General features: G+C 70.1%; 24 protein-coding genes. 10 read left to right on the top strand and 14 right to left on the bottom strand.

What is annotated here, in order from left to right:
* Positions 1 to 56: 56 nt before the first annotated feature.
* Positions 57 to 347 (top strand): ferredoxin, encoded by a 291-nt coding sequence (locus ACFQV6_RS19130; RefSeq protein WP_378028852.1) that lies wholly within the window; start codon positions 57 to 59, stop codon positions 345 to 347.
* 11 nt (positions 348 to 358) lie between these two features.
* Here ACFQV6_RS19130 and ACFQV6_RS19125 read toward each other — a convergent pair whose 3' ends face one another.
* From ACFQV6_RS19125 to ACFQV6_RS19115, 3 genes are all read right to left on the bottom strand, one after another.
* A complete protein-coding gene (locus ACFQV6_RS19125) occupies positions 359 to 949 on the bottom strand; it encodes a hypothetical protein (protein WP_378028851.1) in 591 nt (196 codons plus the stop codon).
* 62 nt (positions 950 to 1,011) lie between these two features.
* Positions 1,012 to 2,079: an SAM-dependent methyltransferase gene (locus ACFQV6_RS19120; protein ID WP_378028850.1), complete on the bottom strand. Its 1,068-nt coding sequence runs from the start codon at positions 2,077 to 2,079 to the stop codon at positions 1,012 to 1,014.
* Between the two features lie 67 nt (positions 2,080 to 2,146).
* Positions 2,147 to 3,223 carry a site-2 protease family protein gene (locus ACFQV6_RS19115; RefSeq protein WP_378028876.1) on the bottom strand — a complete coding sequence of 359 codons (1,077 nt, stop codon included), beginning with the start codon at positions 3,221 to 3,223 and terminating at the stop codon, positions 2,147 to 2,149.
* Positions 3,224 to 3,430: 207 nt separating this feature from the next.
* Here ACFQV6_RS19115 and ACFQV6_RS19110 point away from each other — a divergent pair, with 207 nt between their 5' ends.
* On the top strand, positions 3,431 to 4,555 hold the full coding sequence (locus ACFQV6_RS19110) for a RecB family exonuclease (RefSeq protein WP_378028875.1): 1,125 nt from the start codon (positions 3,431 to 3,433) through the stop codon (positions 4,553 to 4,555).
* 64 nt (positions 4,556 to 4,619) lie between these two features.
* Positions 4,620 to 5,318 carry a response regulator gene (locus ACFQV6_RS19105; RefSeq protein ID WP_378028849.1) on the top strand — a complete coding sequence of 233 codons (699 nt, stop codon included), beginning with the start codon at positions 4,620 to 4,622 and terminating at the stop codon, positions 5,316 to 5,318.
* 144 nt (positions 5,319 to 5,462) lie between these two features.
* On the opposite strand, the gene ACFQV6_RS19100 is transcribed toward ACFQV6_RS19105, so the two are convergent.
* Both ACFQV6_RS19100 and ACFQV6_RS19095 read right to left on the bottom strand, forming a co-directional pair.
* Entirely contained in the window at positions 5,463 to 6,104 is a 642-nt protein-coding gene (locus ACFQV6_RS19100; protein WP_378028874.1) for an HAD family hydrolase, read from the bottom strand.
* A gap of 199 nt (positions 6,105 to 6,303) precedes the next feature.
* Positions 6,304 to 7,014, bottom strand: coding sequence for a neutral zinc metallopeptidase (locus ACFQV6_RS19095; protein ID WP_378028848.1), 711 nt, complete (start codon positions 7,012 to 7,014; stop codon positions 6,304 to 6,306).
* Positions 7,015 to 7,246: 232 nt separating this feature from the next.
* On the opposite strand from ACFQV6_RS19095, the gene ACFQV6_RS19090 reads away from it, so the two are divergent.
* Both ACFQV6_RS19090 and ACFQV6_RS19085 read left to right on the top strand, forming a co-directional pair.
* Positions 7,247 to 8,008, top strand: coding sequence for an ABC transporter ATP-binding protein (locus ACFQV6_RS19090; RefSeq protein ID WP_378028847.1), 762 nt, complete (start codon positions 7,247 to 7,249; stop codon positions 8,006 to 8,008).
* Positions 8,008 to 10,545, top strand: a complete 2,538-nt coding sequence (locus tag ACFQV6_RS19085) for an ABC transporter permease (RefSeq protein WP_378028846.1) — start codon at positions 8,008 to 8,010, stop codon at positions 10,543 to 10,545. Before ACFQV6_RS19090 ends, ACFQV6_RS19085 begins: the two co-directional genes overlap by 1 nt.
* Before the next feature lie 125 nt (positions 10,546 to 10,670).
* On the opposite strand, the gene ACFQV6_RS19080 is transcribed toward ACFQV6_RS19085, so the two are convergent.
* The 3 genes from ACFQV6_RS19080 to ACFQV6_RS19070 all read right to left on the bottom strand — a co-directional run bounded on the left by ACFQV6_RS19080 (position 10,671) and on the right by ACFQV6_RS19070 (position 12,079).
* Positions 10,671 to 11,114, bottom strand: a complete 444-nt coding sequence (locus ACFQV6_RS19080; RefSeq protein ID WP_378028845.1) for an SRPBCC domain-containing protein — start codon at positions 11,112 to 11,114, stop codon at positions 10,671 to 10,673.
* Complete coding sequence (locus ACFQV6_RS19075) at positions 11,111 to 11,440, bottom strand: ArsR/SmtB family transcription factor (RefSeq protein WP_378028844.1); 330 nt, start codon at positions 11,438 to 11,440, stop codon at positions 11,111 to 11,113. Before ACFQV6_RS19075 ends, ACFQV6_RS19080 begins: the two co-directional genes overlap by 4 nt.
* Before the next feature lie 84 nt (positions 11,441 to 11,524).
* Positions 11,525 to 12,079, bottom strand: a complete 555-nt coding sequence (locus tag ACFQV6_RS19070) for a hypothetical protein (protein ID WP_378028843.1) — start codon at positions 12,077 to 12,079, stop codon at positions 11,525 to 11,527.
* A 140-nt stretch (positions 12,080 to 12,219) separates the two neighbouring features.
* Between ACFQV6_RS19070 and ACFQV6_RS19065 the strand changes: the two genes are divergently transcribed.
* The gene (locus ACFQV6_RS19065) at positions 12,220 to 13,089 is read left to right on the top strand and encodes a PAC2 family protein (RefSeq protein ID WP_378028842.1); all 870 of its coding nucleotides are present in this window, start codon (positions 12,220 to 12,222) and stop codon (positions 13,087 to 13,089) included.
* Positions 13,090 to 13,152: 63 nt separating this feature from the next.
* Here ACFQV6_RS19065 and ACFQV6_RS19060 read toward each other — a convergent pair whose 3' ends face one another.
* From ACFQV6_RS19060 to ACFQV6_RS19050, 3 genes are all read right to left on the bottom strand, one after another.
* Positions 13,153 to 13,359, bottom strand: coding sequence for a DUF397 domain-containing protein (locus tag ACFQV6_RS19060; protein WP_378028841.1), 207 nt, complete (start codon positions 13,357 to 13,359; stop codon positions 13,153 to 13,155).
* 145 nt (positions 13,360 to 13,504) lie between these two features.
* Positions 13,505 to 13,720, bottom strand: a complete 216-nt coding sequence (locus ACFQV6_RS19055; protein ID WP_378028840.1) for a DUF397 domain-containing protein — start codon at positions 13,718 to 13,720, stop codon at positions 13,505 to 13,507.
* A 222-nt stretch (positions 13,721 to 13,942) separates the two neighbouring features.
* Complete coding sequence (locus ACFQV6_RS19050; protein ID WP_378028839.1) at positions 13,943 to 14,830, bottom strand: helix-turn-helix domain-containing protein; 888 nt, start codon at positions 14,828 to 14,830, stop codon at positions 13,943 to 13,945.
* Here ACFQV6_RS19050 and ACFQV6_RS19045 point away from each other — a divergent pair.
* Positions 14,732 to 14,962, top strand: a complete 231-nt coding sequence (locus ACFQV6_RS19045) for a hypothetical protein (protein ID WP_378028878.1) — start codon at positions 14,732 to 14,734, stop codon at positions 14,960 to 14,962. The genes ACFQV6_RS19050 and ACFQV6_RS19045 overlap by 99 nt on opposite strands.
* Positions 14,963 to 15,059: 97 nt before the next feature.
* Here the strand turns inward: ACFQV6_RS19045 and ACFQV6_RS19040 are convergent, their stop codons facing one another.
* Positions 15,060 to 15,470 carry a DUF6232 family protein gene (locus ACFQV6_RS19040; protein WP_378028838.1) on the bottom strand — a complete coding sequence of 137 codons (411 nt, stop codon included), beginning with the start codon at positions 15,468 to 15,470 and terminating at the stop codon, positions 15,060 to 15,062.
* 327 nt (positions 15,471 to 15,797) lie between these two features.
* Between ACFQV6_RS19040 and ACFQV6_RS19035 the strand changes: the two genes are divergently transcribed.
* Positions 15,798 to 16,589 (top strand): GntR family transcriptional regulator, encoded by a 792-nt coding sequence (locus tag ACFQV6_RS19035; protein WP_378028837.1) that lies wholly within the window; start codon positions 15,798 to 15,800, stop codon positions 16,587 to 16,589.
* Positions 16,590 to 16,617: 28 nt separating this feature from the next.
* Here the strand turns inward: ACFQV6_RS19035 and ACFQV6_RS19030 are convergent, their stop codons facing one another.
* On the bottom strand, positions 16,618 to 17,982 hold the full coding sequence (locus ACFQV6_RS19030) for an alpha/beta fold hydrolase (RefSeq protein ID WP_378028836.1): 1,365 nt from the start codon (positions 17,980 to 17,982) through the stop codon (positions 16,618 to 16,620).
* Between the two features lie 109 nt (positions 17,983 to 18,091).
* Here ACFQV6_RS19030 and ACFQV6_RS19025 point away from each other — a divergent pair, with 109 nt between their 5' ends.
* Together ACFQV6_RS19025 and ACFQV6_RS19020 are read left to right on the top strand one after the other, a co-directional pair.
* Entirely contained in the window at positions 18,092 to 19,249 is a 1,158-nt protein-coding gene (locus tag ACFQV6_RS19025) for a sensor histidine kinase (RefSeq protein ID WP_378028835.1), read from the top strand.
* Positions 19,237 to 19,926 (top strand): response regulator, encoded by a 690-nt coding sequence (locus ACFQV6_RS19020; RefSeq protein WP_378028834.1) that lies wholly within the window; start codon positions 19,237 to 19,239, stop codon positions 19,924 to 19,926. The genes ACFQV6_RS19025 and ACFQV6_RS19020 overlap by 13 nt, the downstream gene beginning before the upstream one ends.
* A gap of 91 nt (positions 19,927 to 20,017) precedes the next feature.
* Here the strand turns inward: ACFQV6_RS19020 and ACFQV6_RS19015 are convergent, their stop codons facing one another.
* Positions 20,018 to 20,398, bottom strand: coding sequence for a hypothetical protein (locus ACFQV6_RS19015; protein ID WP_378028833.1), 381 nt, complete (start codon positions 20,396 to 20,398; stop codon positions 20,018 to 20,020).
* Positions 20,399 to 20,570 lie beyond the last annotated feature (172 nt).

The following is a 20,570-nucleotide window of genomic DNA, read 5'->3' as shown; positions in this document are numbered from 1 at the left end:
AGCCGGTCGGACAGTGTTCGGGTACCGTCGGGCCGGACCAGTTGTGGGAGGTAGATGTGGCGGCGGACACTGATGAGCTGCAGGTCTGGATAGATCAGGACTTGTGCACCGGTGACGGCCTCTGTGCGCAGTACGCCCCAGAAGTGTTCGAGCTGGACATCGACGGCCTGGCGTACGTAAAAGGTGACGAGGGCGAGCTGTTGCAGGCGCCCGGGATCCGCGCCGGCGTGCCGGCTCGCCTGTTGCTCGAGGTCATCGACTCGGCGAAGGAGTGCCCCGGCGACTGCATCCACGTCGTGCGGGCCTCCGACGACGTCGCGGTCGCCGGCCCCGACGCGATGGAGTGAATCTGAGGGAACTACAGGGTGGGGCGGCCCACGAGGGACGCCACCACCCTGGAGAACTCCTCAAGACGCCCGATCTGACCGGGGCCGCCGTCGTCCAGGGTCTTGCCGAACCGCAGCGCGTCGTGGCGCAGCGGGGCGCGACCCTCCTCCTCGCCGACACCGGGCGGGGGCACGGCGTCGTCGACCGAGCTGAGCAGCAGGTAGACGTCGATGCTGTCGACCCGGGCCTGCCCGTTCGGCGTCCGCGTCAGGCGCCGGCGGCAGCCCACCTCGGTGACCGTTGACAGCGGAACCACCCGCAGGGAGGAGGTCATCGCGCCGACCGGCCCGTCACCCGGTGCCACATCCTCGCCGTGCCACAGGACCAGCCGGCTGCCGTCGCAGACCACGACCTCCTGCCAGACGCCGTTCACCTCGTTGACGAACCGCTCCAGGGTGAAACACAGCACAGAGGCGCCCCGCAGCACCCCGAACAGCGCCTCCAGGGCCACGTCGGGGTCTCGCAGGTAGGCCCGGGCCGCCGAGTCCAGGTCCGGGTAGGGCGACCAGTCGGGGAACACCGCCGGCATCTCGTTGCTGCCGCCGAACGGCGGAGAACTCATCGCGCCCACCCCTGCCCTCCCAATCAGCCCTACCGGAACCTACCGGACTCCAGCGGTGACGGTCACTCCCCGGTGGGTTCCTCGCGCCGCGCGGCCGGTTCCTCGCGCTGAGCGGTGAAAGCCGGTTCCGCGGGTTCCTCACTCTGAGCGATGACGGGCGACTCGGCGAGCGACTCGGCAGGCGACTCGGCGAGCGGCTCGGCGGGTTCCTCGCGCTGGGCGGCGAGTGCGGCCAGGGTCGCCTTGCGTGCCGCGTACGCCTCAGCGCCCTTGCTCGGTTTGCGGCGCCGCGGCGGTGCCGTGACGCCCGGCGCGAGCTTGCGCGCCGACACCAGGAAGGCGGTGTGCGCGATCATCCGGTGATCCGGCCGGACCGCCAGGCCGTCGGCGTGCCAGTCGCGGACCAGCGACTCCCAGGCCCGCGGCTCGGTCCAGCCGCCCCGTTCGCGCAGCGCCTCGACCAGCTCGGACAGCTGAGGGGTGGTGGCCACGTACCCGATGAAGACACCGCCGGGCACCAGCGACCGCTCGACCATCTCGAGCGCCTCCCACGGGGTGAGCATGTCCAGGACGATCCGGTCGAACCCGGTGATCTTGTTGCCCGCCACGTCACCGTTGTGCAGGTGCCAGGCCGGGTGCGGTCCGCCGAAGAAGGCCTCGACGTTCTTGCGGGCGATCACGGCGAAGTCGTCGCGCAGCTCGTAGCTGTGCACCTCACCGGTGCTGCCGACGGCCCGCAGCAGCGAGCAGGTCAGCGCACCGGAACCGGCACCGGCCTCCAGCACCTTCGCCCCCGGGAAGACGTCACCCATGGCGACGATCTGCGCCGCGTCCTTCGGGTAGATGACCTGCGCACCGCGCGGCATCGACAGGACGTAGTCGGAGAGCAGGGGACGCAGAGCGAGGTACGCCGTACCGCTGGTCGCCGTGATGACACTGCCGTCCGGCAGCCCGATCAGCGCGTCGTGCTCCAGGGCGCCGCGGTGGGTGTGGAACGCCTTGCCGGGTTCCAGCACGATCGTGTGCATCCGCCCTTTCGGGTCGGTGAGCTGGACACGGTCCCCCTCCCGGAACGGCCCGCGGTGGGCGGGCAGCGGCTGGTCGACGGCGGGAACGGGAATTGTGGTCACTGATCTTCTCTCAGGTGTCGCTTCGCGGGTCAGGTGTCGCTTCGCGGGTCGGGTGTCGCTTCGCGGGTCAGGTGTTGTCGCTTCGCGGGCTCGGTGCGGCACGCCGCGGTTCGAGCACGGCGGCCACGTCGGCGACCCGCAGAACGCCCACGACATCCTCGCCTGCGGTCACCAGGTAGTGCGCACCCGGGTGCGCCTGCAACGCCCGGACCACCTGCTCCCCGGTCAGCCCGAGCGGCAGGGTGGTCAGCGCGTCCCTCGATCGGGCCACGCTCTCCACGCTCACCCAGGGCCGCCGGTCGACCGGCACCCGCTCGGCGGCGACCGGGTCGACCAGTGCGGTGAGGCTACCCGCCGAGTCGGCGACAGCGAGCACCACGTCCGGCCGCGGGTCCTCGGCCCGCCGCCGCTGCGCCTCACCGAGCGGTGTCCCGGCCGGCACCGCGAGCACCGGTCGCGCCAGCCGGCCCAGATCGATCAGCGGGAACCGCCGGGTCATCCGGCCCAGCCGGATCGACTGACCGGCACCCTGCCAGAGCGTCAGCACCACCAGCAGAACGAAGACGAGACCGAAAACGGTCAGCACCCCGATCTGGTAGAGGAAGAACACCGTCGCCGCTGTCAGCACCGCCAGGATCCGGCCCGCCCAGCCGGCCACCTCGGTTGCCCGATTCCGGTCCTTCAGCACCGCCCAGAGCGCCGCGCGCAACGCCCGGCCACCGTCCAGCGGGAGGCCCGGCAGCACGTTGAAGACCGCCACCAGCACGTTGCTCACCGCCAGCTGGAACGCGATCTGCCCGGGCACGGTCCGCTCCGGCATCAGCAGCGCGGCACCCGTCGCGATCGCGCCGAGCACCAGCGACACCGCCGGACCGGCCAGCGACACCAGGGCGTCGACACGCGGGGTGGGCGCGTCGCGGTCCATCTCCGTCCAGCCGCTCAGCAGCTCCAGAGTGATCCGCCGCACGCCGATTCCGAAGCGCCGCGCGGTCAGCGCGTGGCCCAGCTCGTGCAGCAGGACCGAACCAAGAAGACAAATCACAAAGCCAAGCCCCACGAGGTACGCCCACGGGTCGCCCAGATTCAACTCCGTCCGGGCGTAGTTCCCGTACACCACGGTGACCAGCACAGCGAGCAATACCATCGACGCGTTCGCATGCACCGGGATGCCCAGCACCCGCCCGACCGGCCGGCCGGCACCCGGCGGACGCGGATCCCGCGGTGCGCGATCCTGCGACGCTCGCCTCTCCTCCACGCGTCCGATGCTACGGACACGACAGCTGCGGGACCCACCCCGGCTTTTTCGTCGTACCCCTGGCCTAGCCTTTCTGACATGACGGCCCCCATTCCCATGACCGCCCAACCGGCCTCCGCCCCCCAGCCACCGGCCGGCCCGGCAGGTCAGGTCCCCACCGGTCAGGTCCCCGCCCCGCGCGCCCGGCGCCCGGAGGCACCGGCCGGGCCCTCGCTCTCGCCGTCACGGGCCGCCGACTTCAAGACCTGCCCGCTGCTGTTCCGCTTCCGCACCATCGACAAGCTCCCCGAGAGCCCGTCAGCCGACCAGGTCCGCGGCACCCTCGTCCACGCCGTCCTGGAGCGCCTGTTCGACCTGCCCGCCGCCGAGCGCACCCCCGAGGCCGCGGTCGCGCTCGTCGAGCCCGAGTGGCGCCGCCTGCTCGACCAGGAGCCCGCCCTGGCCACCCTCTTCGCCGACCCCGCCACCCCTCCCGCCGGCCCGTCCGCTGACGCCGCTTCCGCCGCACCCGGCGACGCCGGGCTGGTGCGTGACCCGGCGGCCGTTGCCGCGGAGGCCGACGCGACCGGCCAGCAGGCTCTCATCGACATTCCCGGCGGCGCCGAGGCCGCCCGCATCGCCGCGTTCCTGGCCGGCGCCGGCAACCTGCTCACCGGCTACTTCGCCGTCGAGGACCCGCAGCGCCTCCAGCCCGCCGAGCGCGAAACCCTGATCTCCACCCTGATCGGCGACGAGCTCCTGCTCCGCGGTTACATCGACCGCCTCGACGTCTCCCCCGCCGGCGACATGCGCGTCGTCGACTACAAAACCGGCGGCGCACCGCGCGAGGCGTTCGAGGGCCGGGCCCTGTTCCAGCTGAAGTTCTACGCCCTGGTGCTCTGGCGCACCCGCGGCATCGTCCCGCGAGTCCTGCGCCTGCTCTACCTCAAGGACGCCGAGGTCTGCGACTACAGCCCCGAGGCCGCCGAGCTCGAACGTTTCGAACGCACCCTGATCGCCCTCTCCGACGCCATCGAACGCGCCAAACGCGACCGCGACTTCCGCCCCAAGCCCAGCCGTCTCTGCGGCTGGTGCAGTCACCAGGCACTCTGCCCCGAGTTCGGCGGCACTCCCCCGCCCTTCCCGGAAACCGCACCCACCACCCCCTTCACCCCCGACTCCGAACCAGACTCCGAACCCGACCGCCTCTCCACCTCCCGCCGAGACGCCACCCTCAACTGACGCCCACGTCTCGTCATCCGACCGCGGGCACCACCGATTTGGCCTCGCATCGGACAATGCGGGGATGAGACCGCTGCGCGTCCTGATCGCGGATCCGGCGCCCCTGCAACGCGCCGGCCTGCGCGCGATCCTGACCGCGGCCAACAGCCCGGCTCCCGGCACCCCGTCGCCGGAAGCCGAGATCGTGGTGGCCGGGGAAGCCGCCGACGGCGTGGAAGCGATCGAACTGACCCGCCGCCTCCTGCCCGACGTACTGATCGCCGACCTGACACTCCCCCGCACCGACGGCCTCGCCGTGACGCGGGCGATCACCCAGGCGAGTCTGCCCGTCCGCGTACTGATCCTGACCGTCCGCGACAGCAACGACGAAATTCTGGCCGCGATAGCCGCCGGAGCCACCGGCTACCTGTGCAAAGACGCCCCCCGCGAGGAACTCGTCGCCGCGGTCCGAGCACTGGCAGCCGGCGGAGCAGTGATCACCCCAACGCTTCTGGCCCGTATCCTCACCCGGGTAGCCGCCGCCTTCCCCGACAAACCCGACAACGGCGCCGCCCGCCTCGACGCGCTCACCGGCCGCGAGCGGGAGGTCCTCGTCCACGTGGCCCGCGGCCGCACCAACGCCGAGATCGCCGACCGCCTGCGGGTGAGCGAGACCACCGTCAAAACCCACGTCGGCCACGTACTCACCAAGCTCCGCCTCCGCGACCGCACCCAGGCAGTGGTCCTCGCCTACGAAACCGGCCTGATAACCCCCGGCACCTGACCCCGCCAACCCCCAGCTGGCCGTGAGAGGTGCCTCCCGCCCCAAAACACCCCGCTCACGTCCAGCCGCGCAAACCAGCTGGGCGTGAGAGGTGCCTCCCGCCGCGCGAGGCAGCACCCAGAGCCAGCCGGGGACGAGGGCCGGTTAGAAGAGGCGGAGGAGGAAGGCGGGGTCGACACCGACGAGCGAGGACCGCAGATGCACGCCGTCCGTAGGCGGCAACTCCAGCTCAGCCGGCACCGCGAGCACCACCGCACCCGCCGCGACAGCACTGGCCATGCCGCTGGCCGAGTCCTCGATCGCCACGCACCGCCCGACCGGCACCCCGAGCAGCGAGGCGGCCAGAAGATACGGCTCCGGGTCCGGCTTGGGCCGGGTCACCTCGTCACCGCAGACGACCACGTCGAAGTTCTCCGCGCCGAGGGTCTTCAGCGCTACCTCCACGAGCCGCCGCCCGGTCGACGTCACCAGAGCCGTGGGAATCCCCGCCGCCCGTACCGCCGCCAGCAGCTCGGCCGCACCGGGCCGCCACACCAGACCCTCGGTGAACAGTTCGCAGACCCGATCGATCAGCCAGGCGACGTCGGGTTCCTCGGGCCGGTCCGGCTGGCCGAGATCGTCGCGGAACACCCGCATGCTGACCGCCATGCTGGTCCCGACCATCGCGAGCCGCGCCGTCTCGGAAAGCGTGCCGCCGGCCCGGACCGCCAGCTCGCCGAGCGCCATGCCCCACACCCGCTCACTGTCGACGAGCGTGCCGTCCATGTCGAAGAGTACGGCGTCCAGAACAGCCCCCCAGGTCGATCCGCCGCGCCCATTCTGCGCCGGGTCCGCGCTCCGGGCCGATCGAATGTGACGGACGTAGCAACCCCGGAATGGGACGGACGCAGCAACCCCGGAATGAGACGGACGCAGCAACCCCGGAATGAGACGGACGCAGCAACCCCGGAATGGGACGGACGTAGCAACCCCGAGCAGAGGCAGCTCAGAGCCCGCAGCTCGACAGCGAGTTCTGGTAACCGTTGGTGAACGAGTCCATCCGCTGCTCAGCCGTCCCGTGCGACCCCTCCGCGAACCACGGCTGCCCCGGCTCGTCGCCGACCGCCGCCAGCCCTTCGGCGAGTTCCTTGGTGTCACCCTCGTCCATGACCAGGTCACCGTCGCGGGCCTTGTCCCCGATGTACGCCCCCGCCATGCAGTCGGCCTGCAACTCCTGCTCGATGGTGAACTGCTTCTGAATGCCGAGCCGCGCCTGAATGCCGTGCGCGTACTCATGCCCGAGCAGGTAGTACACGAACGCGTCACCGACCTGCTGGAACGCCGCGTACGCCCAGTTCACGTCGTACGCGATGAAGTCACCCGCCGAGCAGTACACCGCGTTGTTCCGGGGCAGTGGTTCTCCACCGCAGTCCACTTCGCCGCTTCGCTCGTACGGAATCAGCTGCCGGACCGGCTCGAAGCCGGCGCCGAGGCTCTCGCCCCAGTAGGCGTCGGCGACCGCCTGCGCGCCGCGGATGTCGCGGGTGAACTCCTCCGGAGTGTCTGTTCCGTCCTCGGGATCGACGGCCTCGCCGGTGGTGCGACCGGGTGCGGTGGCGGGGCCCTGGCCGGGGTCGTCCTCGACCGGGGCGAGGCACCCGGCGGTGAGGCCCGCGGTGAGCAGGGCAGCGGTCAGCAGGGGCAGGAGACGTCGCATGCGGCCCTCCAGGACGGGGATTCCACGGTAGACGTGCATACCAATCCGGGCTGTCGACGAAACGTCACCTCGGGGGTGTCCCTGAGCCGGCGTGGGTGGTCACCCTCAGCGAAATCTCCGTCCGCGCTCCCCCGCCGGGCTGACGTTTCCGGCCCGGACCGCCGCAACACTGAGCTGGCCGGCCGGGGCGTCCACGTCCCGGCCGGACCACAGAGGCTTACGAGGGGGAGACGTGACAGCGACGGAGACCGGCGGTGGAGTGGCCGCGCGGGCGGACGAGGTCTGGAAGATCTACGGATCGGGTGAGGCCCAGGTCACCGCGCTGCGGGGGGTCAGCGCGGATTTCGGCCGCGGCCGGTTCACGGCGATCATGGGGCCGTCCGGCAGTGGCAAGTCGACACTGATGCACTGCCTGGCCGGGCTGGACACGGTCGACCGCGGGACCGTGCACATCGGCGGTACCGAGATCAGCAAGCTCGGTGACAAGGCGCTGACACGGCTGCGCCGGGACCGGATCGGCTTCATCTTCCAGCAGTTCAACCTGCTGCCGACGCTGAGCGCCGCGGAGAACATCAGGCTGCCGCTGGACATCGCCGGCCGCAAGCCGGACCCGCACTGGTGGGACACCGTGATCAAGACCGTGGGCCTGGAGGACCGGCTCAAGCACCGGCCCAGCCAGCTCTCCGGCGGTCAGCAGCAGCGGGTGGCGTGCGCGCGGGCGCTGATGGGCCGCCCGGACGTCGTCTTCGCCGACGAGCCGACCGGCAACCTGGACTCGCGCTCCGGCGCCGAGGTGCTCTCGTTCCTGCGGGACAGCGTGCGTGCGCACGGCCAGACCATCGTGATGGTCACCCACGATCCGGTCGCCGCCGGGTACGCCGACCGGGTGGTCTTCCTGGCCGACGGCGCGATCGTCGACGAGCTGGCGAACCCGACCGCCGAGACCGTGCTGGACACGATGAAGCGTCTCGACACCGCCCCGGTGATGCTCTGATGTTGCGCGCCACGCTGAAGAGCCTGCTCGCCCGCAAGCTGCGACTCATCCTCTCCGGCCTGGCCGTGGTGCTCGGGGTGATGTTCGTGTCGGGCGCGCTGGTGCTCACCGACACGCTCAACCGCACGTTCGACTCGATCTTCGCGGACGCCTACTCGACGACCGACGTCTCGGTCTCCGCGAAACCCAAGATCGAGGTCGCCGAGTTCGAGGGTGAGGAGGTCGCCGCGCCGCTGCCGGCGTCGGTCGTGGACAAGATCAAGAGCCAGGCGGGCGTACGGTCAGCCACCGGCCGTGTCGACACGGATGGCGCCCGGGTGATCGGCTCCGACGGCAAGGTGCTCACCTCGATGGGCCCGCCCCGCATCGGCTCCAATTGGACCGGCACCGACGAGTTCCTGCAGCTGCGGGACGGCCGGGGCCCCGACGCAGCCGGCGAGATCGCCATGAACGCGACCACCGCCGAGCTGTCCGGCTACCGGATCGGTGATCGCGTACCGGTGCTCACCCAGCAGCCGAAGCGCGAGTTCACCCTGGTCGGCATCTGGGGTTACGCCGGCGATCGGGACAGCATCGGCGGCCTCCAGGAGGTCGCGTTCACCACACCGGTCGCCCAGGAGCTCATGCTCGGCGAGAAGGACGTCTTCACCTCGGTGACCGTGCGCACGGCCGACGGCGTGAGCCCGGACGAGCTGCGGGACCGGCTCGCCCCGGTGCTCGGCGGCGACTACCAGGTGCGTACCGGTGAGCAGCTGGCCGCGGAGAACTCGGCGAGCATCAAGGAGGGCCTCGGCTTCTTCAACCAGATCCTGCTCGGTTTCGCGGGAATCGCCCTGTTCGTGGGGATCTTCCTGATCCTGAACACCTTCTCGATCGTGGTGGCCCAGCGCACCCGGGAGCTCGCCCTGCTCCGGGCGATGGGCGCGAGCCGCCGCCAGGTGATCAACTCGGTGCTGGTCGAGGCCGTGATCGTCGGCCTGATCGCCGCGGTCCTCGGCCTGGCCGCGGGCGTCGGTGCCGGAGCCGGGCTGGGTGCCCTGTTCAGCAGCGCGGGCGGCGGCGGGCTGAACCTGGCGCCGATCGGCGTACCGCTCTCCGCGGTGATCAGCTCGTTCCTGGTCGGTGTGCTGGTGACGGTGGTCGCGGCGGTGCTGCCCGCCCTGCGCGCCTCGCGGATCGCCCCGGTCGCCGCGATGCAGGACGTCGCCACCCCGGACCGCCCCCTCACCAAGATCACGGTGGCCGGCGGCCTGGTCACCTCGGCCGGTGCTGCCGCTCTCGGCGTGGGCCTGTTCGCCGACGCCGGCGACGCCACGCTCTACCTCATCCTCGGCGGCGTCCTGGTCACGTTCCTCGGCATCGCCCTGCTCACCCCGCTGATCAGCCGTCCGGTGGTGTCCCTGCTCGGCCGGCTCTTCGCCTGGTCCGTGCCGGGCAAGCTGGGCCGCCTCAACTCGGGCCGCAACCCCCGGCGCACCGCGATCACGGCGGCCGCGCTGATGGTGGGCATCGCATTGGTCACCGGCGTCACCGTGGTGATGGACTCGGCCAAGGGCAGCCTCAAGTCCGAGGCTGCCAAGATCCTCAAGGCCCAGATCATGATCAGCGGCGATCAGAACGGTCCGCGCCCGCCGACCTTCGACCCGGCCGTCGTGGACAAAATCGCGAAGATCTCCGGGGTACGCGCCTCCGCCGGCCTCTACAACGACCTGGTCTCCATCGACGGGGAGCAGCAGTACGTGACCGCCAGCGAGGACCTCGCCGTCATGGCGCAGGCCTACGGGACGACCGCTCCGGCCCTGCGCGACAACCAGATCGCGGTCAGCACACCGGAGGCTACCGAGCAGGGCTGGCGTACCGGTTCCCAGGTGACGATCCAAGCGTCCCGCGGTGAGCAGCACACGTACACCGTGGCCCTTGTCTTCGCGGAGAACAGCCTGCCCGGCAGCATCGTGCTCCCGGCCGCCGCGATCAAGGACTTCGGCATCACCCAGCCGGTCCTCGGCTTCGTCCGCCTCGACGACGGCGTCGCGGTCTCCTCGGTGCTGCCGCAGGTGAAGGACCTCCTCGCGGACAGTCCTGAGGTCTCCGCCACCGACCAGCAGACCTTCGTCAACGCGCAGGCCGCCCAGTTCGACCAGATCATCACGATGATCCAGATCCTGCTGGGGCTGGCCATCCTGATCGCCGTCCTCGGCGTGGTCAACACCCTCGCCCTGTCGGTCCTGGAACGCACCCGCGAACTCGGCCTGCTCCGGGCGGTGGGCCTCGGCCGCGCACAGACCATGCGCATGGTCACCGTCGAGGCCGTGGTCATCTCGGTCTTCGGCGCCCTGCTCGGCGTCGTCGTCGGTGCCGGCATGGGCAGCGCCGTGGCACACGCCCTGGAGAACGACGGCATCACCCAGATCGTCCTGCCGTGGGCCCGCATGGGCACCTACCTCGGCCTGGCCGCCCTGGTCGGCGTCATCGCCGCCGTCGCACCCGCCATCCGCGCCGCCCGCCTCAACGTCCTGGGCGCCATCGCCCACGACTGACCCCACCCAGCCCCCGGCACCCGCAACCAACGCACCACAACGTGCACGAGCGCCGGCCGAGCGGCTCACCACCGACCCGGCCGGCGCTCACGCATGTGATCAAGGAGTCATGACCCGCGTGGGCTTCAGCCGGCGAGGATCTTGTCGAGCTTGGTGAAGCTGGAGCCCCAGCCCTCGCGGGCGCCCTCGGCCATCGGCTCCGGGAACGGTGTCTGGGTGAGGACCAGGCGGGTCCGGCCACCCTCCTCGTCGAAGAACTCGATGCGCATCCGGAGCACCTCGGCACCGAACTCGGGGATGTGGGCGACCGACTCCTCGCCGACGAGCAGCTCGTTCTCGATGACCTCGACGAACGTGGCGTCGACCGGGGAGGTCATGGTGGGGTCGTCGTCGTTGACCATGGCGAAGCGCTGGTGCCCGCCCTGGCGCACGTCGAGGTCGACGGTGTCGCGGGGCACCGACCAGCCGACCGGGCCGAACCAGGCGGCGATCTGGTCGGGGTCGGTGAACGCGCGGTAGACCATTTCGCGGGGCGCGTCGAAGATGCGGGTGATCACGAGCTCGGTCATTGCTTCTCCTCCTGGAGGCGTCTGAGGTGGGCGTCGAGGCGGGCGAAGTTGTCGTCCCAGAACCGGCGATAACGATCCATCCACGCGGTGGCCTCGCGCAGCGGCGCGGCCTCCAGGCGGCTGGATCGCCACTGCGCGGAGCGGCTGCGGGAGATCAGGCCCGCGTTCTCCAGCACCTTCAGGTGCCGGGAGATCGCCGGAAGGCTGATGTCGAACGGCTCAGCGAGCTCGGTCACCGTCGCCTCACCCTCGGCGAGCCGCGCCAGGATGGCACGCCGCGTCGGGTCGGCGAGAGCCGCGAAGATCACGCTCAACCGATCGGTCATTTAACCCTCCCGTTAATTAACGGACTGGTTAAAAGCTAGACGCCACCACGAGCGCTGTCAACACGCCAGGGTGATCAGCAGGCCTCAGACCTTGCTGGGCACGCGTCTGTGGAGTTCGGCGAGCAGAACCTCCGGCCCGGGCGACATCAGGCCGACGTCCACCACGTACGCGACCTCGGCACCCCGCCGCCGCACCCGCGGAGGACCGCCCTTACCGGGCAGCACGGTCACGTAGTCCTCGGCCACCGGCGTGACGATCAGCTCGGTGAACGGGCCCCACCCGTGCAGCGCCACCGACCCGATGCCGGACCAGGGCAGGTGCACCGGGCGCCGGCCGGTCGCGGCGAAGTCGATCCCGTGCACCGACGTGTGCAGCCAGCCCAGCCGGCGCCAGAACAGCAGCAGCACCAGCCCCGACACCACCGCCGGGACGACGAGGGTGGCCTCCGCGTACACCACGATGTCGCCACCGCCCGGCCGGTACCCGGCGGCCATCTTGATCAGCATCGAGATGGCGAGCATCGGCACCCAGCAGGCGGCCATCACCCAGAGGGTGGTCACGTAGAACATGCCCCGCGCCTGGATGAAGCTCACGGTGTCGTCGGTGGGCCCGAGCACCTGGTCGACATGTTCATTCATATGCGGATTATGCTCGCGTTTCCCCTTCCCTCGCGGCGAGAACCAGCCAATGCCCGCGCGCAGCCGGATCAGGCCCTACGGCGCGGCACACCGACCACGCCGACGGGTGAGTGCCCGGCAGCGCACGTAGGCTGTCTCCCATGACTGAGTTCGACGGCCTCCCGCTGCTCCGCTCCCCCGTGGCCATCGCCGCCTTCGAGGGCTGGAACGACGCTGCGGACGCTTCGACCGCGGCCGTGGAGCACCTCGAGCAGGTCTGGGAGGCCCGTGAGGTCACCAGCATCGACCCCGAGGACTTTTACGACTTCCAGGTCAGCCGGCCCACCATCACCATGGCCGAGGGCGAGACCCGCAAGATCGAGTGGCCGACCACCCGTTTCATGGTGGCCAGCCCGCCCGGCGCCGACCGCGACGTCGTTCTGATCCGCGGCATCGAGCCCAGCATGCGGTGGCGTACCTTCTGCGAATCGGTGCTGGAGATCTGCCACAGCCTCGAGGTCAACCGCATCGTGCTGCTCGGTGCCCTGCTCGCCGACGTCCCGTACACCCGGCCCCTCCCGATCAGCGGCAGCGCCTCGGACCGCGAGATCGCCGAGAAGTACAAGGTGGTGCCCACCCGGTACGACGGGCCCACCGGCATCGTCGGTGTCCTGCAGGAGGCGAGCAGCCGCGCCGAGCTGGACGCCCTGTCGTTCTGGGTGCACGTGCCGCACTACGCCAACAACCCGCCCTGCCCCAAGGCGACCCTGGCCCTGCTGAGCCGCATCGAGGACGTCCTCGACCTGCCGGTCCCGATGGCCGACCTGGCCGAGCAGGCCGACGAGTGGGAGAAGCGGGTCCGGGTGGCGGCCGAGCAGGACGCCGAGCTCGGTGAGTACGTGCGAGAGCTCGAGGAGCGCGTCGGCGACGCCGGCATACAGCCCCTGACCGGCGACGAGATCGCCAGCGAGTTCGAGAAGTACCTGCGCCGCCGCGGCGGCTCCGCCGGCCCCACGGCGGGCTCCTGGTAAACCAAAGACCTGGTGAAACAACCGGCCCCGCCCGAGGGCGGGGCCGCCGTCACTGCTGGAAGATCACCCGTCGAAGTGCCCCGCGTTCACGTCGGACATGAAAGCCTTCCAGTTGTCGGCGGGGAAACTCAGAACGGGACCGTCCGGGTGCTTCCCGTCCCGGACGGAAACGATGTCGTGGCCGTCGTCGGCGACTTCCACACAGGCATTGTCAGCGCAATAGCGGCTACGCTTCCAGTCGAGGTCTCGGCTGTAGCCGAAGGCACCCATCGCGTCCCCCTTCTCGGTCAGACACCACGAATGTACGTGTGCTGAACGATCGTTAGCGCCTTGCTGTGCGCCACGACGCCCCGGAAGACGACGAATGGCGCATGCCCGGGGACATGCGCCATTCCATCAGTTTTGATCGACAGTCTTAAATGTCTCGGTACCCGCCGGCCGTCACCTCGTCGAGGAAGGCGTGCCAGTCCTCGCGGCCGAAGGACAGATGCGGCAGGTCCGGATACTTGGCGTCGCGGAGGCCGATGTCGCCACTTTCGAGTGGCGCCACCTCCACGCACGCGCTGTCGGCACAGAACGAACTCCGGGTCCACGTCGACGTGGACGACGCCATCTGCCGCTTCACTTCCATTGCCTGAATCGTACCAATCTGGGAGAATAGGGACAAAAAGTGCGTTGCGTTACGCGCGAGAAGCAACGCAGTCTTTCACCCCAGGTGACGCGTAGTCATCCATACCAGTGGGTAATAATCGGATTCGGTAGTCCGGATCCTGGCCCCAACGTAGCTGACACGGAGCAAGGGGGCAGCCGAACGCGAAAACGCTTCGGGTTCAACCCTCCGAACCGTAGGCGTTCAGCCGCCGGGCGGCCGGCGCAGGCTCGCGAGCTCGGCGTGCATGATGAGGCGGCTGGCCTGCTCGTCCAGGCACTGCGCCCACAGCTCCTCGAAGACCTCGTGATGGAAGTGGATCTCCGCCGCGTCATGGGTCACGTTGTCGCGGTTGAACGACTCCCGGTACAGCACGGAGTCCTCGGTGAGGTCCGGCCCCAGCTGGAGGATCTGGAACGGCCCGATCGCCCCGCCGAGAGCCCCCTCGGAGAGCGGGAGCACACGGATCCTCATCTGCGGCAGCCGCGAGACACTCTCCAGCGCTTCCAGCTGCTCCGCCATGATCTGCGGGCCGCCGGTCCGCCGCATCACGACCGACTCGTCAAGGATCAGGTGATAGTCGGGGCCGTCCACTCGCTCGAAGATCTGCCGGCGGCGCAGCATCCGGACGTCGTGCCGGACGCGGCGGTCGTCGTCCGACAGCTTCTTGTCCTTCCACCAGCTCAGCACGGCCTCGGCGAAGGCGGGGGTCTGCAACTGCCCGGGAACCAGGACCGGCTGGAAGGCGTAGATCGCCGTGGCCTCGGACTCGAACTGGAGCAGCTGCCGCAGGCTCTTGGTCACGTGCCTGCGGTATTCCGGTGCCTCGTACCACCGCTGGCGCCGGGACACCTTCGAGTCCTCGACGAGGCGCTGGATCTCGTCGGTGTCGTCCACCTCGTACACCTGGAGCAGGGCTCGCAGGTCGGTGACCGAAACACCGACCTCGCCGCTCTCGATCCTCTGCACTTTGGAGAGTGACCAGCCCAGACGGTGCGCGACCTCGGTCTGATTGAGGTCGACAGCCTGACGGTGGCCACGCAGTGCGAATCGGACACGCCGCCGCGCGACAGCGGGTGGTTCTCCGTGCATGGCAACCATGCCATCCCGTTTCCCGGCCGGATACGGAGGTTCAGCCGTACATCAGGGGTGCAGCCAGACTTCGAGGTGGAGCAGCAGAACGAGGTGGATCAGCCGCAAATCAATCTGCTATATGGACGATAGGAAAGTAGCATCGCCGCCCACTACCGGAAACCCTAGCTCCGCCAGGCGAACAGAACGGCATCGGCACCCTCACGTGTGAGTGAGGGTGCCGAAGGAGTCAGCCGAGGAGCTGGCGGTAGTCCAGGCACCGTGCGAGCCCCCGGCACATCTGGTCGAACTCCTGCCGGTCGGACGAGGCGAAGACGACCTCCACCCGGCCCTGGTAGACCGCGACCAGTTGCCACCGCACCCGGCGCGGCCAGAGGAAGTACGCCGCCTGCAACGCCAGGACGGCGAGGATCAGGGCGGTCAGCAGGTGGGACATGGGCCCGACCACCGGCACCACCATCAGGCCCGCGACCAGCGCCGAGATGCCGATGACCGGGCGGTCGGCACTTGCGCGGCGCTCGTTGCGGACCACCCGGACGGACGTCAGCTGCCCGACCGCGAACCTGCGCGAATGCACCCCGCGCATCTCGAAGACATCGGTGGTTATGCGGGCTCTCGGCCCGCGGTAGAACTCCAACACGTGACCCTCCCCAGGACCCGGGACTTGCCGATGGAGGGGAGAAGCGATAAGGATGAACGTGAGTGAGTCCCCTCCACAGGAGGCTGGACCTGAGCGGCGCCCAGTTGCAGCTGGGTGCCGCTTTTCTGCTTTCGCGGCTTTCCGTCAGGGATCGATACGCCAGGTCCACTCGCTGTAACGCCAGTATGTCGTTCAGTAGGCTTGATCGCTATATACCTATCAGCTGTACAGCAGATAGCCGACTCAGCGTGTCTCGCGTGCTATCTCACTCCCCGTGCTTCATCCTAGGAACCTAGCTGAGTAGGAATCCCATTCAGGAGGGGCGACATGACGATCAACCCCGGCGCGGCGGAGTTCCCCCACCGGCAGATCGCGTCCCAGCTCCGCGAGCGGATCCGGCGCGGTGACTGGCAGCCCGGCGAGCGGCTACCGTCCATCCCGGCCATGGCGGAGATGTTCGGCGTCGCGAAACAGACGGTCCAGCGCACCGTCGACCAGCTGCGGGTCGAGGGCATCCTGATCACCAAGCCAGGCTCCGGTACGTATGTGCGGGGCACCCGCCGCCGGCTGAACCGCCTGTCCCGGGGCCGGTACGGGGCACACCGCGGTTACCACGCCGACCTGGCCGCCCGGTACCGGCAGCAGCTCGTCAGCGTCGCCCGGGAACCCGCCCCGCCCGAGGTGGCCGACGCCTTCGGGGTGCGCGACGGCACCGAGATGCTGGTCCGCCGCCACCTGGTGCGCACCGACGACGCCACCGTCGAGGTGGGCGCCTCCTGGTTCCGGGTGGTCGACGCGAGCGGCACGTCGCTGGAGCGGATGGAGGCCTTCGGGCGGCCCCTCTACCAGGAGGCCGAGGACGTCCTCAGCCGCCGGTACGCCTCGGCGACCGACACCATCAGCGCACGCCAGCCCAGCCGGGAGGAGGCGGAGATCCTCCAGATCCGGCCGGACACCCCGGTGCTGCACCTGCTGCACGTCGCTTTCGACGAGACCCGCAAGCCGATCGAGGTGGCCCAGGCGACCTGGCCCGGCCCGATGACCACGCTCACCGAGGAGTACCGCATCCCGGCGCCGGCACCCGATCCCGACCCGGATCCGGGCCTGACCCTGGCCTGAGGACCAGTAATGCAGAAAGGCCTGAGGATCAGGAGTCCAGAAGGCCACGCAGGGCGGCGACGAAAAGATCCGGCTCCTCGAACATCGCCCGATGGCCCGCGCCGGGAATCACCTCGAGACGCTTCTCCGGCGCCCGCAACCCGGAATACCACTGCGAGAAGAGCACAGAAAGCCCCCGCATCTCCCGCTCCCCCTGCACGAAATACGCCGGAATCGTCAGGCGGGGCAGATCACGCCGCAGGTCGACACCCTGCATCCGGGGGTACAGCACACTCCACGTGTCCATCATCGCGGTGAGCGTGTGCGCCTTCTGCAGCACCGTGTACTCCGGCACGCCGATGTCGAAGGCCGGAGCCTGCTGCCCGTACGCCTCGTTCTCGTGCAGGAGGAACACCTCGTAGCTCCAGAAGTCCGGGTACGGCGGCGGGCCCTGCTCCATCAGCGTCGCCGCCACGTCGTCGCGGCCGTTCACCCGTGCCCAAGCCAGGATGTCGGTGTAGAAGATCTGGTCACTCGCCCGCAGGTCGACGGCCTGCCCGGTGCCGACGAAGGCCCGGAACCTCTCCGGCGCCCGCTGTGCCGCCAGCGCACCGAGGATCGACCCGCCGGAGAACGCGAGCAGGAAGATCCGGTCCTGCCGGAACCGTTCCCGCAGGTGGTCGGCGACGGCCACGATGTCGGCGACGGCGCCGTCCACAGTGACGGTCCCCGCCGGGTCGAGCGCCGGATAGGACGCCCCGCCGCCGCGCCGGTCCAGGGTGGCCACCACGAAGTGCTGCTCCAGCGCCGCGAGACGCCGCCGCATCGCACCGGTCTCCGAGCCGCCCGGCGCGCCGGGGACGAACAGCAGCACCGGCCCGCGGCCCCGGATCATCACGCCGAGCCGGTGACCGTTCGCGGGTACGAGGGCCATCTCCGCGACACCGCCCGGCACCGGCGCGGTCCGGGCCGGGATCGCGACCAGCACGGTCACCCCCAGCAGGACCGCGGTCGCCAGGCCGATCATGATCCGGCCGGTCGTACGGCGGACCCCACGGCCGTACGCGGCGCCGGCCATCATCGGGAACAGCGACAGCACGCCGTGCACCCCTCGCCCGCTGACCAGCGCCACCACCCCCAACGCGCTGGCGTGCGGCGCGTCGACCGAGGGGCCCGGCACACCGATCCGGGCCAGTTCGAGCGCTGCCGCGTACACCAGAGGGGTTGTCAGGATCGCCAGGCGTGAGCGTGTCGCCCAGCCCGCGGCGACGCCTGCCGCGATGCTGATCGTTATCGACCAGAGCGCCTGCGTGCCGGTGAGCGGGCCGCGTGGCATCCACCAGGCGGTGGCCAGGCCCCACCCGGCCGCGACCAGCGATGCGGCCGTCCATCGGATCATTGTTGTCGATGTCATGGGGCCGAGGATCACCTCCGGCGGCGGTACGGCGCACCGGCCCGCGGAACCGTACCGGGCCCTACTTTGGTAGGTGCCGCGCCACGGGCGTACCTCATAGGCTGCCCGCATGCTCTTCGCGCTGCTGGTGCCCGACCCGGGCGGGCGCCGCGCCGCCCGGCGCGACCGGCTGGCCGATGCCCTCGCCGTGGTGATCGCGGTCGGTTACGGGTCACTGATGGTGATGCTCGGCGACGCCACCGACCCGGCCGCGTTCCTGCCCTGGCAGGCCGATGTGGCGCTCGGCCTGGCCTGTGCCGCGGCGCTGCTGCTGCGCCGGCGGCATCCGCTGGGCCTGGCTGTCGCGCTGCTGCCGTTCGGCGCGGTCTCGGTGATGGCGACCGGTGCGATCGTGATGGCGCTGTTCACCGCCGCGATCCGCTTCCGGCCGCCACTGTTGCTGCTGCTGGGCGCGGTCAACGTGTGCACCGCCGCTGTCTATTTCGTGCTGCACGGGCACCCGGCCTACGACATCTGGGTCGACTTCGTGATGCGGGCGGTGATCACCGCGGCGGCGCTCGGGTGGGGGCTGTTCATGCAGGCGTACCGGCGCCTCACCGCGTCGCTGCGTGAGCAGGCCGCCCGCCTGGTGGCCGAGCAGCAGCTGCGCGAGGATCAGGCGAGGCTCACCGAGCGTGCCCGGATCGCCCGCGAGATGCACGACGTGCTCGCACACCGGATGTCGTTGATCAGCCTGCACGCCGGTGCCCTCGAGGTGCGCGGTCAGGTCTCCCCCGCCGAGCTCGGCATCGCCGCCGGCGCGATCCGGACCAGCGCGCACGAGGCCCTGGAGGAGTTGCGCACGGTGATCGGCGTGCCGAGCGGGCGCCCCGAACCGCCCCAGCCCGGGCTTGCCGACATGACCGAGCTGGTGGAGAGCGCGCGGGCGGCGGGCATGGCGGTCGACTACACGACCACTGTCGCCCCGGGGGAACCACCGATCGTTCTCGGTCGCACCGCCTACCGGATCGTCCAGGAGGGACTGACCAACGCGCGCAAGCACGGTGCGAGGCCGGCCGCGTCGGTGCGCCTGGCGGGCGAGGCCGGTCGCGGCCTGCGCATCACGATCATCAACCCTTTCTCCGGTACGGCCGGAGCACTCCCCCGCGACGGCGGTCTCGGTCTGGTCGGCATCGGGGAGCGGGTGGCGCTCGCCGGCGGGCAGTTCCGTTACGGCCCTGCCGGGGGTGAGTTCCGGCTGGAGGCGGAGCTGCCGTGGCCGGCTTGAACGGGCATGGGCCCGCGCCGGAGCGGCCGATCCGGCTGGCGATCGTGGACGACGATCCGCTGGTCCGGGCCGGTCTGCGGATCCTGGTCGGCGGGTCGCCCGACATCGAGGTGGTGGCCGAGGCCGGCGACGGCGCGCAGGCGATCACCGTGGCCGGCGCGCACTGGCCGGACGTGATCCTGATGGACATCCGGATGCCGGGGGTGGACGGCCTGGTCGCCACCCGCCGGATCCGGGCCCGGCCGGGCGCGCCGCAGGTGATCGTGCTGACGACGTTCGACGCCGACGAGTACGTGCTCGAGGCTCTGCGCGGCGGCGCGAGCGGTTTCCTGCTCAAGGACACGCCGCCGCTGGAGATTCTGGCGGCCGTGCGATCCGTGGCGGGCGGCGCGGCGAGCCTCTCCCCCGCGGTGATCCGCCGGCTGATCGATCACGTCGCCGATCCGGAGGCCGGAACCCGGCGAGCCCGCGCCCGCGCCCGGCTCTCCGTGCTCACCGAGCGGGAGAGCGAGGTGGCGGTGATGCTCGGTCACGGTCGTTCCAACGCCGGGATCGGCGCGGAACTCGGAATGAGCCTGCCGACGGTGAAAGGACACGTGTCCCGGCTGCTGGTCAAACTGGACCTGAACAATCGGGTCCAGATCGCTCTGCTGGTCCACGACGCCGAACTGATCTGACGTTCGTTCTAATACCACGCGAAACGACCGGACCCGGAACACCCACGAAGGGCGTTCCGGGTCCGGCCGTCAATGCTGTATCCGCGACCTATCAGTCGAAGATGCCGGCCAGCTGCAGGTTCGTGTTGATGAACCCGCTCTGGTTGTTGCTCTGGCTGATGATGTTGTTGTCCTCGAAGTCGCCGAAGCTGCTGGCGCCGAAGCGGTGGTAGGGGCGGTAGCCGCCACCGCGGACGTAGTAGCCGTCGTCCTCGAAGCTGCTGATGCGCAGGCCGGAGCCGCGCTCGTAGTAGCAGTCGTCATCCTCGCTGAAGATGACGACGGGGCGCTCGACCTGGCGGACAACGGCGACAGCGTCACCGCGGTCGCAGTCCCGCCGGCAGTTGTCGGCAGCCGCGGCCGGACCGGCCATGGCCAGGCTCGCGCCGGTGGCGAGGAGGAGGCCGCCGAGGTACAGAGCCGTACGACGCATGATATTTCCTTTCGGACGTTTGGTGTGTCGAGAAAGAGTTTGCCGAAAACGCCACCAAAAATCTCCAGATTTGAACCCGTAACATACGACTGGTCAGGATTTAGTGGTATTCGCCCGCAGCCTGTCGATCACGAGTTAAGGTCGCGCGGGGCGATCACTACTCAGCGCGAAA

This window comes from Actinoplanes sp. GCM10030250, assembly GCF_042666575.1.
GTDB lineage: Bacteria > Actinomycetota > Actinomycetes > Mycobacteriales > Micromonosporaceae > Actinoplanes.
The sequence above is the reverse complement of the archived record's forward strand: the minus strand, read 5'-3'. Positions and strand labels throughout refer to the sequence as shown.

Excerpts from the sequence above, each read along its gene's own strand:
- ACFQV6_RS19125 (WP_378028851.1), bottom strand. The coding sequence starts at position 949 with ATGAGTTCTCCGCCGTTCGGCGGCAGCAACGAGATGCCGGCGGTGTTC.
- ACFQV6_RS19115 (WP_378028876.1), bottom strand. The coding sequence starts at position 3,223 with ATGGTATTGCTCGCTGTGCTGGTCACCGTGGTGTACGGGAACTACGCC.
- ACFQV6_RS19110 (WP_378028875.1), top strand. The coding sequence starts at position 3,431 with ATGACCGCCCAACCGGCCTCCGCCCCCCAGCCACCGGCCGGCCCGGCA.
- ACFQV6_RS19105 (WP_378028849.1), top strand. The coding sequence starts at position 4,620 with ATGAGACCGCTGCGCGTCCTGATCGCGGATCCGGCGCCCCTGCAACGC.
- ACFQV6_RS19095 (WP_378028848.1), bottom strand. The coding sequence starts at position 7,014 with ATGCGACGTCTCCTGCCCCTGCTGACCGCTGCCCTGCTCACCGCGGGC.
- ACFQV6_RS19085 (WP_378028846.1), top strand. The coding sequence starts at position 8,008 with ATGTTGCGCGCCACGCTGAAGAGCCTGCTCGCCCGCAAGCTGCGACTC.
- ACFQV6_RS19080 (WP_378028845.1), bottom strand. The coding sequence starts at position 11,114 with ATGACCGAGCTCGTGATCACCCGCATCTTCGACGCGCCCCGCGAAATG.
- ACFQV6_RS19075 (WP_378028844.1), bottom strand. The coding sequence starts at position 11,440 with ATGACCGATCGGTTGAGCGTGATCTTCGCGGCTCTCGCCGACCCGACG.
- ACFQV6_RS19070 (WP_378028843.1), bottom strand. The coding sequence starts at position 12,079 with ATGAATGAACATGTCGACCAGGTGCTCGGGCCCACCGACGACACCGTG.
- ACFQV6_RS19065 (WP_378028842.1), top strand. The coding sequence starts at position 12,220 with ATGACTGAGTTCGACGGCCTCCCGCTGCTCCGCTCCCCCGTGGCCATC.
- ACFQV6_RS19060 (WP_378028841.1), bottom strand. The coding sequence starts at position 13,359 with ATGGGTGCCTTCGGCTACAGCCGAGACCTCGACTGGAAGCGTAGCCGC.
- ACFQV6_RS19055 (WP_378028840.1), bottom strand. The coding sequence starts at position 13,720 with ATGGAAGTGAAGCGGCAGATGGCGTCGTCCACGTCGACGTGGACCCGG.
- ACFQV6_RS19050 (WP_378028839.1), bottom strand. The coding sequence starts at position 14,830 with ATGCACGGAGAACCACCCGCTGTCGCGCGGCGGCGTGTCCGATTCGCA.
- ACFQV6_RS19035 (WP_378028837.1), top strand. The coding sequence starts at position 15,798 with ATGACGATCAACCCCGGCGCGGCGGAGTTCCCCCACCGGCAGATCGCG.
- ACFQV6_RS19030 (WP_378028836.1), bottom strand. The coding sequence starts at position 17,982 with ATGACATCGACAACAATGATCCGATGGACGGCCGCATCGCTGGTCGCG.
- ACFQV6_RS19025 (WP_378028835.1), top strand. The coding sequence starts at position 18,092 with ATGCTCTTCGCGCTGCTGGTGCCCGACCCGGGCGGGCGCCGCGCCGCC.
- ACFQV6_RS19015 (WP_378028833.1), bottom strand. The coding sequence starts at position 20,398 with ATGCGTCGTACGGCTCTGTACCTCGGCGGCCTCCTCCTCGCCACCGGC.